This is a genomic window from Candidatus Poriferisocius sp., from assembly GCF_965208355.1.
Lineage (GTDB): Bacteria > Actinomycetota > Acidimicrobiia > Acidimicrobiales > Bin134 > Poriferisocius.
In genome coordinates, this window is sequence record NZ_CBDBOM010000003.1 from 2903474 (window position 1) to 2919188 (window position 15715).

General features: G+C 65.0%; 15 protein-coding genes. 6 read left to right on the top strand and 9 right to left on the bottom strand.

From position 1 onward, the window contains the following. Window positions 1-41 precede the first annotated feature (41 nt). The 5 genes from ACOGXH_RS14855 to ACOGXH_RS14875 are packed head-to-tail and all read left to right on the top strand — an operon-like array spanning window position 42 to window position 5261. Entirely contained in the window at window positions 42-803 is a 762-nt protein-coding gene (locus ACOGXH_RS14855; protein ID WP_419930385.1) for an enoyl-CoA hydratase/isomerase family protein, read from the top strand. Between the two features lie 31 nt (window positions 804-834). After that, the gene (locus tag ACOGXH_RS14860) at window positions 835-2505 is read left to right on the top strand and encodes an AMP-binding protein (protein WP_419929866.1); all 1671 of its coding nucleotides are present in this window, start codon (window positions 835-837) and stop codon (window positions 2503-2505) included. Between the two features lie 52 nt (window positions 2506-2557). Beyond that, complete coding sequence (locus tag ACOGXH_RS14865) at window positions 2558-3400, top strand: hypothetical protein (RefSeq protein WP_419929867.1); 843 nt, start codon at window positions 2558-2560, stop codon at window positions 3398-3400. A 41-nt stretch (window positions 3401-3441) separates the two neighbouring features. Continuing rightward, window positions 3442-4431, top strand: coding sequence for a mechanosensitive ion channel family protein (locus ACOGXH_RS14870; protein WP_419929868.1), 990 nt, complete (start codon window positions 3442-3444; stop codon window positions 4429-4431). Between the two features lie 29 nt (window positions 4432-4460). Further along, on the top strand, window positions 4461-5261 hold the full coding sequence (locus ACOGXH_RS14875) for an HAD hydrolase family protein (RefSeq protein WP_419929869.1): 801 nt from the start codon (window positions 4461-4463) through the stop codon (window positions 5259-5261). Window positions 5262-5304: 43 nt separating this feature from the next. Here ACOGXH_RS14875 and ACOGXH_RS14880 read toward each other — a convergent pair whose 3' ends face one another. From ACOGXH_RS14880 to ACOGXH_RS14905, 6 genes are all read right to left on the bottom strand, one after another. Next, window positions 5305-5946 (bottom strand): uridine kinase family protein, encoded by a 642-nt coding sequence (locus ACOGXH_RS14880; RefSeq protein ID WP_419929870.1) that lies wholly within the window; start codon window positions 5944-5946, stop codon window positions 5305-5307. Window positions 5947-6036: 90 nt separating this feature from the next. Then, a complete protein-coding gene (locus ACOGXH_RS14885; protein WP_419929871.1) occupies window positions 6037-6357 on the bottom strand; it encodes a type II toxin-antitoxin system HicB family antitoxin in 321 nt (106 codons plus the stop codon). Beyond that, window positions 6350-6598, bottom strand: a complete 249-nt coding sequence (locus ACOGXH_RS14890) for a toxin HicA (protein ID WP_419929872.1) — start codon at window positions 6596-6598, stop codon at window positions 6350-6352. Before ACOGXH_RS14890 ends, ACOGXH_RS14885 begins: the two co-directional genes overlap by 8 nt. A 70-nt stretch (window positions 6599-6668) precedes the next feature. Further along, on the bottom strand, window positions 6669-7478 hold the full coding sequence (locus tag ACOGXH_RS14895; protein ID WP_419930386.1) for an alpha/beta fold hydrolase: 810 nt from the start codon (window positions 7476-7478) through the stop codon (window positions 6669-6671). A 79-nt stretch (window positions 7479-7557) separates the two neighbouring features. Continuing rightward, the gene (locus tag ACOGXH_RS14900; RefSeq protein WP_419929873.1) at window positions 7558-8451 is read right to left on the bottom strand and encodes a TIGR03619 family F420-dependent LLM class oxidoreductase; all 894 of its coding nucleotides are present in this window, start codon (window positions 8449-8451) and stop codon (window positions 7558-7560) included. Window positions 8452-8502: 51 nt separating this feature from the next. Then, on the bottom strand, window positions 8503-9507 hold the full coding sequence (locus ACOGXH_RS14905; RefSeq protein WP_419929874.1) for a hypothetical protein: 1005 nt from the start codon (window positions 9505-9507) through the stop codon (window positions 8503-8505). A 99-nt stretch (window positions 9508-9606) separates the two neighbouring features. Between ACOGXH_RS14905 and ACOGXH_RS14910 the strand changes: the two genes are divergently transcribed. Continuing rightward, window positions 9607-10893 carry a cytochrome P450 gene (locus tag ACOGXH_RS14910; protein WP_419929875.1) on the top strand — a complete coding sequence of 429 codons (1287 nt, stop codon included), beginning with the start codon at window positions 9607-9609 and terminating at the stop codon, window positions 10891-10893. On the opposite strand, the gene purM is transcribed toward ACOGXH_RS14910, so the two are convergent. The 3 genes from purM to purL are packed head-to-tail and all read right to left on the bottom strand — an operon-like array spanning window position 10890 to window position 15674. Beyond that, the gene (gene purM / locus ACOGXH_RS14915; protein WP_419929876.1) at window positions 10890-11948 is read right to left on the bottom strand and encodes a phosphoribosylformylglycinamidine cyclo-ligase; all 1059 of its coding nucleotides are present in this window, start codon (window positions 11946-11948) and stop codon (window positions 10890-10892) included. The genes ACOGXH_RS14910 and purM overlap by 4 nt on opposite strands. A 29-nt stretch (window positions 11949-11977) precedes the next feature. After that, window positions 11978-13483: an amidophosphoribosyltransferase gene (gene purF / locus ACOGXH_RS14920; protein WP_419929877.1), complete on the bottom strand. Its 1506-nt coding sequence runs from the start codon at window positions 13481-13483 to the stop codon at window positions 11978-11980. Further along, window positions 13476-15674: a phosphoribosylformylglycinamidine synthase subunit PurL gene (gene purL, locus ACOGXH_RS14925; protein WP_419929878.1), complete on the bottom strand. Its 2199-nt coding sequence runs from the start codon at window positions 15672-15674 to the stop codon at window positions 13476-13478. The genes purF and purL overlap by 8 nt, the downstream gene beginning before the upstream one ends. Between the last annotated feature and the right edge of the window lie 41 nt (window positions 15675-15715).

Sequence of the window (15715 nt, forward strand, 5' to 3'; positions counted from 1 at the left end):
CGAATAAATCGCGCTACAACAGGGGGACAACCGTGAACGACATCATCGTCGAGCGAAACGATCGAATCGTCTGGCTGAGGCTGAATAGGCCCGAGCGATTGAACTCCTATGACCGCAACACCATCGACGAGATCATCGCCGCATTCCGGGAGCACGTCGACGCCGGGGTGGTGGTTATCACCGGCCAGGGCCGGGCATTTTGCGCCGGGGGGTATCTGGCTAATCTGGCCGAAGCGAACTTCTATGAGCTGCGGACGATGTTCTACGGCTCGCTGGAGCTGTTCGACGCCATCCGCAACGCCCCCATGCCGGTGATCGCCGCGGTGAACGGCCCGGCCTTCGGGGGCGGCAACGAACTGGTGGTGGCCTGCGACTTCGCCATCGCCGCGGCATCGGCCGAGCTGGGCCAGACCGGGGTCAAGGTGGGCAGCGCCCCGGTACTGGGGGGCACCAACCTGCTGGCCATGACCGTCGGGGAGAAGCGGGCCAAAGAAGTGGCCTTCTTGTGCCGCAAATACACCGCTCAGCAGGCCTGCGACATGGGGTGGATCAACGCAGTGGTGCCGGACGAAGAACTGGAGGGCGAGGTCTTGCGGTGGTGCGAGGAGCTGCTGGCCATGAGCCCCCGCTATCTGGAGGCGGCCAAGATCAGCTCCAACGTGTACTGGAACCAGCTGCGCGACAACATGGCCTCCGGGCTGGGCATTCTGGCCCAGGCCATCGGGTCACCCGACATGGTCGAGGGCGCCACCGCGTTCATGGAAAAGCGCCGTCCGCAATTCCCCCCGAGAACCGCCCGATGAGTTTGCGCTGCCCCAGCCACAGGCCTGTTCCATGACCCGCTACTACGACCAGTACCGGCCCACCTTCGACGACAAGGCGCTGTGGAGCGCGCCGGCGGTGCTGGCCGAGCGGGCCCGAACCCACGGCGACAAGACCTACTTGGAGGTGGGCTGGACCTCCGAGCGGTTCACCTATGCCCAGAGCTACGACATTGCCCAGCGGGTGGGGCGGGGACTGCTGGCCGGCGGGGCCGCTCCCGGCGACAGGCTGCTCATCATGGCGCCCAACTCGGCGGCCTACATCTGGAGCTGGCTGGGCTCAGCGGTGGCCGGTATGGCCGAGGTGCCGATCAACACCGCCTACCGGGGATCATTCCTCGAACACCAGACCGCCACGGTGTCGCCGTCGGCGGCGGTGATCCACGCCGACTACGCCGACCGGTTTGTCGAGCTGCCCGAGGCGGTGGGCTCCATCGGCTGCTTCTACCTGCTGGGCGACGACGGCGAGATCGCCAAGGGCGGACGGGTGCTGGACGAGGCCGGGCTGCGGTGGCAGCGCTGGGATACCCTGCTCAGCGAAGACAGCGCCGCCCAAGCCCTGCCCGAGGTGTCGTATCGGGACCTCGGGTCGGTGTTCTTCACGTCGGGCACCACCGGGCTGTCCAAAGGGGTGATGATGCCCCACGCCCACATGCACCTGTTCGCCGATGAGTGCGTGTCGCTCACCCGGCTGACCGACGCCGATGCCTACATGTCGTGCGGGCCGCTGTTCCACGGCAACTCGCACTTCCTGGCCGCCTATCCGGCGCTGATCGCTGGAGCCCGCTACGTGCTCCAAGAGCGGTTCTCGGCCAGCCATTGGCTCGACCAAGTGCGGCACAGCGGGGCCACCGTCACCAACTTCGTCGGGGTGATGATGGACTTCGTATGGCAGCAGCCCCTCACCGAAGCCGATGCCGACAACCAGCTTCGGTGCGTGTTCGCCGCTCCCACCATGTCGAGCGTGCTGGAGGAGTTCAAGGCTCGGTTCGGGATCGAGGCATTCGTAGAGGTGTTCGGGCTAACCGAGACGTGCATGCCCATCCTCACCCCCTACGGGGAGGATCGCCCGGCGGGGGCGGCCGGGCTCTTGAACCGGGACTGGTTCGACATCCGCCTTGTGGACCCCGACACCGATGAGGAGGTGCCGGTGGGAGAGGTTGGCGAGCTGGTGGTGCGCTCCCGGGTTCCGTGGACCACATGCATGGGCTATTACGGCATGGCCGAGCAGACCTGGGACGCGTTCAGGAATCTGTGGTTTCACACCGGCGACGGACTCCGCCGGGACGCCGAGGGTTGGTACTACTTCGTCGACCGCCTCAAAGACGCCATCCGCCGCCGGGGGGAGAACATCAGCTCGTTCGAGGTGGAGCAGGCCCTGATGGGCCATGAGGCCATTGCCGAGGTGGCGGTGGTGGCGGTGCCCGCCGACCAGGAGGCCGGAGAGGACGAGGTGCTGGCCGCGGTGGTTTTGGAGCCCGACGCCACCCTCAGCGCCGATGAATTCTGGGCGTATGCCGACCGTCGCCTGCCCTACTTCGCGGTGCCCCGCTACGTGCGCTTCACCCCTGAGCTGCCCAAGACCCCGTCGGAGAAGGTGCGGAAAGTGGAGCTGCGGGACCAGGGGGTGGACGATCAGACATTCGACCGGGGCCCCATCAGCCGACCGAAGGACCGCCGGTGAGCAATGGGCCAGGCAGGATCGATCTGTCGCCGATGAACCTAGGGGAGAGTCGATGAGCCAGAGCGCTGACAAGCAGACCGAGGTGCTGGCCTCGACCCGGGGCCGGGTGATGTGCATGGACTCGGCTTACGACGTGGACGAAGCCAACCGGGGTCGGGACGTGTGCGTCAACTCGTCGTATTGCGGCGTGCTGCCTGCCCGATTCATCGCCGAGCACCGGCCTCGAGCGGCCATTGGGATGGACTGCGGGGTGGGGCCGGAGGGATCGGCCATCGCCGGGCTGTGGTACCTGGAGGCTCTGGGCATTCCCGCCGCGGTGGCCGACGTGATGACCGCTCATTTGGGCGACGGCGTACACCTCTACAACAACGGCTTGATCAGCTACGTCAACCAGCTGGCTCTGGACTGCGGGGTGAGCGCGGGCATGGCGGTGCGAGAGGCGGCCGCGGCCTTGCTGGACAACGATCCGGTTGAGGCTGCCGCCTCAGAGATCACCAACCGCACGGTCATGGAAACCTCCCCCGACGGGCGCTGCGTGGTGGCCGCCGACTCCATCGCCTTCGGCACCGCCGAGGACACTGACCGCAACGTGCTGGTCACCGCCGGCCACACCGGCCGCTCGGCGGTGCCCTACCTGCGCCGGTGCCGACCGTTCGGGTTTATATGCTCCGACGGCGGGCGGGGCATGGACGACTCCGGCATGGCCGGGCTTTACATCGTGGAGGCCGACGGCCTGGCCGGTGCCACCGTCGACGCCCGCCGGGCCCGCATGGGAAGCGGCCTGTCCCACTACCACGACGGCATCATCTCTGCCGCCAACGCCCTTGCCGCCACCGCTGGCGTGGAGGTCGGCATGCCCTGCCCCCAAGCCGCCAGCCTGCTGCTGAATCGGTAGGGCGTCACTAGAGTGACCACCGACATGCAAACAGCGCTCCGATGACAATCCTGGCGGCAGCAGATCTGCTGGCACAGTCGTCCGACGACTCGATCATCGACGAGGCCCTTACCGTGTCCGACTGGATACAGGCCGGGATCATCGTGGCGGCCACGATTGTCGTGGCGGTGCTGGCCGCCCGCCTGGTGCGAAGAGTGCTGATCCACGTGGTGGGGCCAGGCTTTGCCGCGATAGTCACCGCCAGGCTGGTGGGCTATCTCCTCTTCCTGATCGGGCTGTTCTATGCGCTCACCAGTCTCGGAGTACAGGTCGGGCCGCTGATCGGCGCCATCGGGCTGGGCGGCTTGGTGCTGGCGCTGGCATTGCAGAAGCTGGTGGAGAACTTCTTCTCCGGGCTGATCCTTCAGGCCCGTCGGCCCTTCAGGGTGGGCGACACGGTGCTGCTGGGCGACCACCTGGGCGTGGCCACCGACATCGACTCCCGCACCACCGTGCTGCGGGGACTTGACGGATCTGCGGTGCGGGTTCCCAACAGCGAGGTGGCCGCCGGGCCCATCGTCAACCTCACCAACGAGGAATTGCGGCGCAGCGAGCTGGAGGTGGGCGTGGCCTATGACTCCAACCTGCAAGCGGCCACCGAGTGCCTGATCGAAGCGCTCGGACAGGTGGAACGGGTCAGCGCTGAGCCGCCGGCCCAGGCGCTGTTGACCCGTTTTGGGTCGTCCAGCATCGACTTCACCCTCTACTACTGGCACGACAGCGACGTGCCGACGGAGCTGGCCACCCGCCACGACGTGATCCTGTCGGTACACCAGAGCTTTGCCGCCGCGGGCATCACCATCGCCTTCCCGCAGGTGGTGGTGTGGTCGGGCGACAACGAGGACGCCCAGCCTTACCGCGGCCGGGCCGGGATCATCTCGGCTACCCCAGGTACCGGCGCACAGTCCGCCGTGCCCCCCGCCCTCGTCCGCCAGCTCTCCCGGTGGCGGGTCCGCTCCGGCATCCTGCGCCGCTTCAACCCCGGCGACTAGTCACGAATACGACGCAAACAATGCTGGTAGTGACCGACCTGGATAGAACGTTCTGGGGGTTGGACTGCGTTGCCCCGGCGGCTCATTTGGAGGCGTTGGCCGAGCTGGAGGCGGCGGGACACGTCGTGCTGGCCGCTACCGGGCGTCGGTTGCGGAACATCTCCCGACTGTTCGAATTGAACGGTCTCGAATTGCCTGCGGTCGCGCTTGACGGATCGATCGGGATGGACTTCGCCACAAATGAGCGCTTCCACTGCATCGCGTTCGACTCTGCGGCCTTGTGGGAGCTGCTGGACATCCTCGGCGCCCACGGCATCCGACCCTGCCTTTATATCGACGACCGCGGCGAGCCCGGCGGCGACGTAGTGATGCCTGAGAGTCCCTCCAGCGAACCCAGCCATCTGAGATTCCTCGACGAAGACGTCAACCACGCCCTCAGCCCCAGCGACGTGGACGACGATGTCCTAGAGCTGGTGCTGACCGGATTGCCCTCCGATCTCGCACACTTGGCGGCCAAGGAAGTCCATTCGCGGTCACTGGGCATCGCCCGCGTCGACGAACCCGATCCCCTCTACGGAGGAAGCCGGCTGACGGTATCGCCCCCCGGAATATCCAAGGTGTCCGGAGTCGAGGCCTTCTGCAAATGGAAGGGACTCGACATCGAATTCGCCGCCGTCGGTGACGGGGTAAACGATCTAGAGCTCCTAGAGGCCGCCTCCATCAGCATGGCCATCGCCAACAGCTACGCAGCCCAAGCCGCCAACCCCGACCACATCATCCCTCCCCCCGAACAATCCGGCTGGTCCACCATCCCCAAGCTCGTAAGTTGAGGAAGCCAGCAGTGCCGCTCAATGGTCCCGCCTGACAAAGCCTCTAGAAATGCGTTCCCCCTACGACAGCAAACATCGCTTCGCCAGCCTGATCAATACTGGCGCCGCTGCCGTCTAGCACTAGGTGGGCATGGTCTTGTGGCGCCTGTTCGGCGACATAGCGGTCTTCTGCCGGCATCCAGACGTCAACCCACTTGCTTCTTGCCTCTTCTCCATCACGCTCAATACCCCGGGCCAATCGGACTGCCCGTGGAGCGGTGACCCATATCCTCAAGTCGTAAAAATCTCGAAGCATCTGGTGGGTCGAGTAGATGCCCTCGACAATGAGTGGGGCTCCGTTGGCACCAGTAGCCCAATCTCCAACGGATCCGGTCTCCCAGTCGTAGCGCTGATACTGAAGTTCCCTGCCCTGAGAATGAGGAATGAGCACTTGGGACTCGAGCCGCGAGAGATCGAACAGTCCGGCAACTTCGATCTCAGAACGGCTGGAGTCCGACTCGGGCCGGTAGAAGTCATCCCCTTCCACCAGAACCGCATTCGGCAAAGCCACTGCAAGCCCAGCGGCAAGTGTGCTCTTCCCCGAAGCACCCGGCCCATCGATGCCGATCCTGATCGCTGTCCCTAGTCCTATAACAATTCTTGCGATGTCTGAGATCGGCAAGCTCATGCTGACACCAATTGACACTGGACCATTTTGCCCGTCATCGGATTGCCTGGTTGACCGTATTTTGGAGCTGAATCAACAGCAAGGATTGTTGCGCCTACGACAATGCAGTTAATCAGCCAGCAGGGAGCTCACTAGGCGATTGAGGCTGACGCCGTTCTCCGCGGCGCGGATCACTAGATCTCGATGGGTCTCGGGTGGGATGCGCACGACGAACTTGCCGCTGTATGCCCGATCAGCCAACGGCTGGGGCGGCGTCTCGTTGTTGGCCAACATGTCAACCAGGGCTTCACGCACAACCTCGCGGATTCCAGAAAACGCCTCTTCGGGCACCGGGGCCAGCCAGCTCAACGACGGGAATTCCAGGCACAGACCCACATGCTCCTCGTCCTCAGCCGACCAGGTCACTCGGTAGGTGTAGCGATCACTCATCGCCTGCCTCCAACTTCTCAATGGCCTTGAGTACTTGCCGTACTTGATATGGCTTGACCATTCCTTTGCGATTCTGAAGGTTCACCCTCGGGTCGCCCGCCCATGGCATGCGATACACCCGATGGCTGCCACCCGACTTGCGTGGCTGGCCAAAATACGCATCACACACTTTGGCAAGATCAGCAAATCGCACCCCCTTTGGATTTTCGCGGAACGCCTCTACCAGACCTTCCACATCCACATTTAGATGATACTAGTATTGATATCACAAATGGCAATGGCAAGAAGCGCCCGAGAAGAATCCGCTGCGATCAAAGTGAAGGGGAGTCGAGGAACTTCCTTAGGTGGGTGGTGAGGACTTCGGGTTGGTCGATGGGGATGAGGGTTCGGCTGTCGTCGACCCACACCAACTCTGAGTTGTCGAAGTGTTCAGCCAAACGTTCGGCGTGGGCGGGGGGCATGAGCTTGTCGTCGCTGGCCCAGACGATGAGGACACGGCCTTGAAACGAGCGTTGCTGTTCGGCCCACTCAAGCAGCTGGCCTTTCGTGGGGACGTTGCGGAGGTACTTGTCCAGGTCGCGGCGAATCTTGCGGTTGTGGCGGAGGGGATGGATCCAACTCATGAACTGGTCGTTGGGCACCCACTTCTGGGTCATGTTGCCGCAGGTGAGCGGAAGATGCCGGATCCAGCGGGGCCGCAACAACTGAGAGGTCAAGAACGTGCCACCCGGCAATGAGGCGTTGAGGCACAGCAGGCGACCCGGCAATCCGGGCGGGTAGTTGTCGAACGCCTCGCAGGAGATCAAGACCAAGTTCGCCACCCGATCCGACCCGCCAGGGCTGACCACTAGCTGGGCCCCGCCCCAGTCATTGCAGGCAAGAGTGACATCGTGGAGGTCGAGCTCCACCAGAAACTCGGCGATCAGCTTGGCCAGTGATTCCAGATCGAGCTCGGCGTCATCGGGCATTGGGGTGCGGTGAGCGCCGAACGGTAGCTCCGGGACAATGCAGCGATAGCTGTCCCGCAAACCATCGACGACCTCATCCCACAGGCTGCCATTCATCAACACCCCATGGAGCAGCACAACCACCGGCCCGTCGCCACCGGTGTCTGAGTACATCAAACCAGCAGCAGTCGGCCCCTCAAGCCGCCCTGTCAAACTGCTACTCACTGGGGGCTCCGCATATCCAAGAATCCAGCTAGGCGATCAGCCCAGCCAACTCATCGACGTGTTGGCGCCATTCGTCGGGAGAGAGGGCGAGGGGGACGAGGAGCACGTGCTCGAGTCCAGCGTCGATGTACGGGGCCAGAGTTTCGACAACGTGGTCGACGTCGCCGATCACCATTTCACGGTCGCCGTAGCCGTCGCCCACCACCGACCAGCGGCCGGCGCTGTCCAGCGGGTCGCCCAGCCTCAGCTCCATATGGATGGAGATGGTGGTTTCTTCAGGCGCGCGACCAAGGCGATCCTGCTCAGCCCGCAGTACCTCTAGGCGCTCGGCGAACACCTCGGGCGGGGCCCAAGTGCCCATCCAGCCGTCACAGCGGGCCGCCCGGCGGAGGGCACCGGGGGACGAGCCGCCGATCCAAATCGGGATCGGCGCGGCGGGCTGGGGGTTGATCCGCACGCCGGTGAAGCTGAAGAACTCACTGTGAAACTCCGTGGACCCCGACCAGGCAGCCCGCCACCCGGCGATGTAATCGTCCAGGCGCTCGGCCCGGTGCACCATGGGCACGCCACAGGCCTCGAACTCCGGCTCCAGCCATCCGGCCCCCACGCCGAGGATGGTGCGGCCGGGAGCCAGCCAGTCGAGGGTGGCCCATTGCTTGGCGAACTGCATGGGGTTCCGGTAGGCGGGGATCAGCACCGAGGTGCCCAATCCCACCCGCTGGGTGTGGGCCGCCACCGCAGAAAGCAATGGCACTGGCTCAGGGAAGAACGACGGCATCCCCTCTAAGTCCACCGGCACGGCCACGTGGTCGGCGGTCCACACGTCATCGAAGCCCGCGGCCTCGGCCTGCTTGGCAATCTCTACCAGCAGATCAAGCGAGGCAGACCGGCCCAGTTGGGGCAAGTGGATGCCCCACTTCATTTGATGCGCCCCACGCTGAGATCGGCTGCGCCCATCAGCCCACGAACCTTCTCAGTACCGATAACGGGGCCAGGGCGGGTGAATCGAATACTCCACCACCCCGTAGCCCCGCTCGCCGGTCTCCAGTACCTCAAAGTCGAAGAACGGCTCGTGGCAGTCGAGCCGCACCTCGGCGTCGTTCTCGTCGCGCATGAGCCCGTTGCGGGTATGGGCGTGCTTGCGGCCGGTGCGCACGGTGAGCACCTCACCATCGGTGGTCTCGAAAGTCATGTCGAAGGCCATGGCGGTGCGCTGGTCCTCCTCCAGGCGAGGAACGCAAGAGGCCGACTTCAAGGCACGGGTGCCATCAGCGTCGCCGATCCAGCCCCCCACCGCCGGCGTGTCACCGGGCAGCGGCTGAGTCGGACTCATCCACCCAAAGGAGTTCAAGTGCCGGTCGGGAAGCTGCACCGACGGCCAGAAGTGGCCCCACGACTCAGCCTGGGTGCGGCGATGCCGCACATCCCAGGGACCGGGCCGCTCGAACCGGTGGGTCCAGGAGTGGTCCCGATGCGACCAGCTCTGCACCGCCCGGCGCTCCCCGGCCCGAGGACCATCCCGGGTCTCCAACTCGCCCCGGCACACCAGCGCCTGCTCGTAGTGCCCGCCATAGCCCTCGTAGGCTCCCAGCGGATTCCCGCCGAAGCAGTCGTTGTAGTCGAACACTCCGAAGCGATCCTCAAAGGTCAGATCGAAGCCGAAGCGGGGGGCATCAAGCTGCCAGCGATAGCGGGCAAACGGCTCCTCCACCGAGTACGACACCCGGCCGTCGCCCAGCACCGAGAACTCCAAGTCAGCATCAAGCGGCTGGCGGGAGGCCCATTGCACCGCCACCCCGTCGATCACGTAGAACGCGCTGGCCCGCACATATCCGTGCGACAGGCTGGCGTGGATGTGGTTGATTCCGTACACGTCGGCATCCCGGTCGCACACCGAGAACCAGAAGTTGTCGCTCCACAGGGCATTGCTGCCCGGCGGTGGCGGATGGAGGTACTCGTCGGAGTTGCTGAGCAGCATCAGGCAACGACAATAGGCTTCGAGCCCTCGGGGTGGGAAAACAGGCCCAAACCAGAATCTTGGCCAACTCTGGACGAAAACCGGATAGAAAAGACCCCGATGGCTGAACTGCCTGCAATCACACCGATGCCCACCGTGGCCGACTGCGTGCTCCCCTGGGATGGGCCGGTCAGCGACACGGTGGCGGCCATCGGCGCGGCCCGGTCGGCGTGCGGCGATACCTTCGTGATCGACGGCGGCGACGACCGCTATCTGTTCTTGTTCTCACCGACCGGCCTCAGAGACTTCTACGCCGTCCCCGAACAGCAGGCCAGCAAGGGCATCGCCGACTGGAAGATGCTGATCCGCAAGCTTCCCGACGAGCTATTCGACGGTCGGCGAACCCTTCCCCACGAGCTGTTCACCCGGCCCAATGTGGCCGACTATCTCGAGGCCCTCGAAGTGGCGATCACAATGCAGCTCTCAGAACTGAGTCCCGGCGACGAGATCGACCTGTTCGATTTCACCCGCCGACTCGGCCACCGCATGGGCTTGGCCAGCTGGGGAGGCCGTGAGATCCTGCGCTCAGACAGGTTCGAGGAGTTGATCGAAGCTCTGGATGTTCTCGACGGGTCGGAGGCATTCGTGGCCCCTACCCGAATGCAGGAAGTGGCCCAGTCGGGCAAGGCCGCCGAATACGCCGCCATGGCCAAGGCCGAGCAGATCCTGGCTGAATCCATCGCCTCCCGCCGCGAGCCCCTCGGCGACCTGCTGGACATGATCCTCGAGCGATGGGCCGACGTCTCTGACCCTGAACGGCTCATCGGAGTGGCTCGAGACGTGATCTTGGTCCACCTCGGATCGATGTCCAACCTGTTCGCGGCGCTGGGATGGTCGCTGGTCCATCTGGTTCAGCATCCCGATGTGCTGGCCCGAGTGCGGGCCAGTCAAGACGACGACCACGACTTGGTGTCGCGCTGCGCGCTGGAGTCCACCCGGATCGGCCAGCGCTCCATCATGCTTCGCACGGTGCTCGAACCCGTGACCATCGACGATGGCACTCAGACCTACGAGGTTTCCCCCGGGGCCTCGCTGGCCACGTTCCTGCCGCTGACCAATATGGAAGCTGGGCCTGGGTTGGACCGCTACGACCCCGACCGATGGAAGGGCCCCCGCCTGGTGTCGCCCCCGGGGCTTCCCTCGGAGTTGGTCATCACCTTCGGCGTCGGCCCCCACGCCTGTCCGGCCCGGCCCTTCTCGGTCATGGCGATGTCCCGGGTGATCGAGCGGCTGTTCAACGCCTTCGATCTCGAACCCCGGTTCGATGATCCCAAGCCGCGTCCCGACCAAATCGGGGGTGTGGCCCGGGCTGAGGGATCCTGCCGAGTGGAAGTCCAGGCCCGCTAGGACAAGTCAGCCAGATCAGGCTCGCCCACCAGTCGAACCTGGCCGTCGCCCTTTTCAACCTCGCCGACGACGGTGGCCCGATGGCCGCCGGTGCGGAGCAGGTCGATGGCCTTGGTGGCGTCCTTGTCTCTCACCGCCAGGATCATGCCCAACCCAAGATTGAAGACTTTGGCCATCTCCTCGTCGGCCACCTCCCCGATGCGCTGCAACTCAGCGAATACCGGCGGCTGCTCCCAGCTGCTCCGGTCCATTACCGCATCAACCTTGTCGGGAAGCACCCGAGCCAAGTTCCCGCCGATGCCCCCGCCGGTCACATGGGCGATTGCCCTGGCATCCACCTTGGCCAGCATGGCCAGCACCGCAGGGGCGTAGATCACTGACGGCAGCAGAAGTTCATCGGCCACCGAGTGGGAGCTCCCCTCCCAGGCGGGATCGTCCAGACCCCGCTCGGCCACCTCGAAATAGAGCCGGCGGGCCAGGGAGTAGCCATTGCTCCGCAGACCCGGCGACGGCAGCCCGATGAGAGTGTCGCCGGGGCGGACCTCGACCCCGGTAATCAGCCGCGACCGCTCCACAACCCCCACGGCAAACCCCACGAGCTCGAATTCGTCATCGGGCTCATCCACAGGGTGCTCGGCCATCTCTCCGCCGATCAGGGCGCATCCCGCTTGCCGACACCCTTCAACCACTCCCACCACCAACTGCTCGATCCGCTCGGGATCGAGTTTCTGCACCGAGATGTAGTCCAAGAAGAACAGCGGCTCGGCCCCCTGGCACACCAGATCGTCCACGCACATGGCCACCAAGTCGATGCCAATGGTGTTGAACCGACCGGTCGCGGCGGCCACAAACGCTTTGGTCCCCACCCCATCGGTGGTCGACACCAGCACCGGTTTCTTGTAGCCGTGGCGGGCGAAGTCGAACAGCCCCCCGAACCCGCCGATATCGCCAATGGCCTCGGGCCGGAACGTTGAGCTCACATGCTCCTTGATGCGCCGTACTGCTTCCTCGCCGGCGGCGATGTCCACCCCCGAGGTTTCGTAGGTCTCAACCATTAGAGGGAGCCTCCAACCGGGTCGCAGCCTCAACCATTACCGGTGGCCCAAAGCGAGGGCGAGGCCTCGACTTCGGCGTCAGCAAACTGGGCCGCGCCGCGCCCCAAGGAGATCGAACCCGGGGGTGCCACCGGCACCGCCACCGGATAGTCCCCGGTAAGACAGGCGTTGCAGAAGCCAGCTCCCACCGCCCCGGTGGCTTGGGTCAACCCCTCCAGGTCGATGAACGCCAGAGTGTCGGCCCCCACGTAGTCGCACATCTCGGCCACGCTGAGGTGGGCGGCCAACAACTCCGTGCGATCGCCGGTGTCCATGCCGAAGAAACACGGCCAGCGATATGGCGGCGAGCTTATGCGGAGGTGGACCTCAGCGGCACCCGCCTCCCGCAGCATGGCTACCAGAGCCCTTGTGGTGGTGCCCCGCACGATGGAGTCGTCCACTACCACCAGACGATTGCCCTCGATGCTGTCCCGCAGGGGGTTGAGCTTCATGCGAACCCCCATCGACCGCATCTGCTGGCTCGGAGCGATGAACGTCCGCCCGATGTAGCGATTCTTCACCAGCCCCTGGCCATAGGGGATGCCGCTGGCCCGTGAGAACCCCTCAGCCGCGGGCAGCCCCGATTCGGGAACGCCCATCACCAGGTCGGCCTCCACCGGGGACTGCTCGGCCAGCAGCTCGCCCATGCGCACTCGGGCGTGGTGCACGCTTTGGCCATAGATCACCGAGTCGGGGCGGGAGAAGTACACGAACTCGAAGAGGCAGAGGCGGGGATCCACCCGCTCCTCGGGAAATGGGCTCACCGACTTCACACCCTCCCCGTTGATCACCACCATCTCCCCCGGCGCCAGCTCCCGCAACAGGTGGGCACCCACGATGTCGAGCGCCGGAGTCTCCGAGGCCAGCACCCATCCCCGATCCAGCCGGCCCAGGCACAAGGGGCGGAATCCGTTGGGGTCGCGCACGCCTATCACCCGCTTCTCGTCGGCCAGCACCAGCGAGAACGCCCCCTCCAAGCGGGGCAAGACCTTCTTCAGCGCCTCCTCGAGGACCTTGCCATCGGCTCGGCTCGACGGGGGCATCTGACCGATCTCAATGGCCAGCAGCTCGGCAATCAGGTCGCTGTCTGAGCCGATCATGCCGGGCAGGATCGACGTCTCCTCGGCGAGCTGGGCAGTGTTGGTGAGGTTGCCGTTGTGGCCCAGCACAAACTGGTGGTCGCCCGCGCTGCGAAAGACGGGCTGGGCGTTGCGCCATGTACTGGAACCTGCGGTGGAGTAGCGGGTGTGCCCGATGCCCAGGCAGCCCTCGAGGGTGGCCAGCGTGCGGTCGTCAAACACGGTTGCCACCAGGCCCATGTCCTTGACCACGGTGATGTTCTCGCCATCGCTCACCGCGATGCCAGCCGACTCTTGGCCCCGGTGCTGCAAGGCGTAGAGAGCCAGATAGTTCAAGTGGGCAACGGGATCATGGGGTGCGTAGATGCCAACGACCCCGCAGGCCTCCCGGGGAGAGTCGTCCATGGGATCAGCCACTGCTTAAGTCTGACATGGCCGAACGCCAACGGTCGGCTATCGCCGACATATCCAAATCCAGCAGCCCCTTGATGGCGAAGCGATCGCCGGTGGCCAGACCGATGCGGGCCACCGCCACGCCGGTGGCCGCCGCCGCCGCCTCCACCTCGGGCAGCAGCTCGGGGTCTATTGCTGCCACTACGCGAGAGGGGGCCTCGCTGAACAGCTCGGCGTGGTCGTGAATGCGAGCCCCTCGAAAGCCCACGCCGGACACAGCAGCCATCTCCGCCAGGGCTACTCCCATGCCGCCGCTCGACACATCGTGGACGGCCGACAGCCGATCGTCGGCCACCAGACCGGCCACCAGACCGGCCAATCGCCGATGCTGCTCGTAGTCCAGCTCAGGCAGCCGGCCCCGCTTGTGCCCGGCAACAGAAGCAGCCCACAGCGAGCCCGACAGCCCCGCGCCAGCCTCCCCGAGAACGATCACCCGATCACCGTGTTGCCACGCCAACCCGGGGGGAATCCGCGTCAAGCTGTCGATAAGCCCGAGTAATCCGATCACCGGGGTGGGATCGATGTTGTGGCCATTGGACTCGTTGTACAGGCTCACGTTGCCGCCCACTACCGGAATGCCGAATGCCTCGCAGGCCTCGGCCATTCCGTCCACCGCCTCGGAGAACTGCCACATCACTTCGGGATGCTCGGGGTTGCCGAAGTTCAGGCAGTTGACCAAGGCCAGCGGTCGGGCCCCGACACAGGCCAAATTGAGCACCGATTCGGCCACCGTCAGCGCGGTGCCGGCTCGGGGATCCACCGCACACCAGCGATTGTTGCCGTCGGTGGTGAGGGCCAAGGCCCGGCCGGTGTCGGCTCCGGTGGCGGGATGCTTGAGCCGCAGCACGGTGGCGTCGCCCCCGGGACCCGCCACGGTATTGCAATAGAGCATGTGGTCGTATTGGCGGTAAACCCAAGAAGGGTTGCTCAAGAGATCCAAGAGATCAGCGGCTAGGTCTGCGGGCGGCGGCAAGCTATCAGCAGTGTCGGCCCTGGCATCCTCCCAGTCGGCAGGCGGGTGGCGGGGCCGGTCATACAGCGGCGCGTCCTCGTGCAGAGAGGCCGCCGGCAGCTCTCCCAGCACCGGGCCTTCCAATCCGTCGCGCACCCGAAGCTGCCCGCCTTCGGCCACCCGGCCCACCACCGCGGCCTGCACATCCCAGCGATCGCAAATGGCCAGCACTTCGGGCAAACCATCCGGAGCCACTATGGCCAGCATCCGCTCCTGCGACTCGCTGGTGAGGACCTCGAAGGGCTCCATGCCCGGCTCACGGCGGGGGACGGCGGCCACGTCCACGTCCATGCCCACGCCTCCCCGAGAGGCGGTTTCGCTCGTGGCGCAAGTGAGCCCGGCACCCCCGAGATCTTGGATGCCCACCACCAGGCCGGCGTCCAGCAGGGCCAAACAGGCCTCGATGAGGCGCTTCTCTTCAAATGGATCGCCCACCTGCACGCTGGGCCGCTTCTCTGCCTCTTTCTCCTCGTCGCCAAAAGACGCCGAGGCCAGCACGCTCACCCCTCCAATGCCGTCGCGCCCGGTGGACGCGCCCAGCAGCACCGCCAGGTTGCCCTCCCCGCTGGCCCGGCCCAGCACCAGCCGATCGGCCGGCATCAAGCCGAGGCAGAGCACGTTTACCAGAGGGTTGCCGGTATAGGTATCGTCGAAGACCGTCTCGCCCCCCACCGTCGGCACCCCCACCGCGTTGCCGTACCCGGAGATGCCCGACACCACTCCTTCGGCAATCCAGCGGCTGCGGGGATCGCTGGGGAGGCCAAACCGCAATGAGTCCATCACCGCAATTGGGCGGGCGCCCATGGTGAAAATGTCCCGCAGGATTCCGCCCACGCCGGTTGCCGCCCCCTGATAGGGCTCAATGGCCGAAGGGTGGTTGTGGCTTTCAATCCGAATGGCAGCGGCAATGCCGTCACCTACATCTACAACTCCGGCATTCTCACCGGGGCCGACCAATACCCAGGGGGCTTCAGTGGGCAAACGGCGCAAATGCAACCGAGAGGATTTATATGAGCAATGTTCCGACCACATGACCGCATACATCGCCAATTCGAGATGATTCGGCGGACGATTCAAGATCTTCTCGATGGCTTTTGCCTCGTCATCTGTCAGACCAAGCGACCGATGCAGCGGTTCGTTCATTCCGAATAACCCTTATTATTCCAAGGCAAGTAGGCGTTACA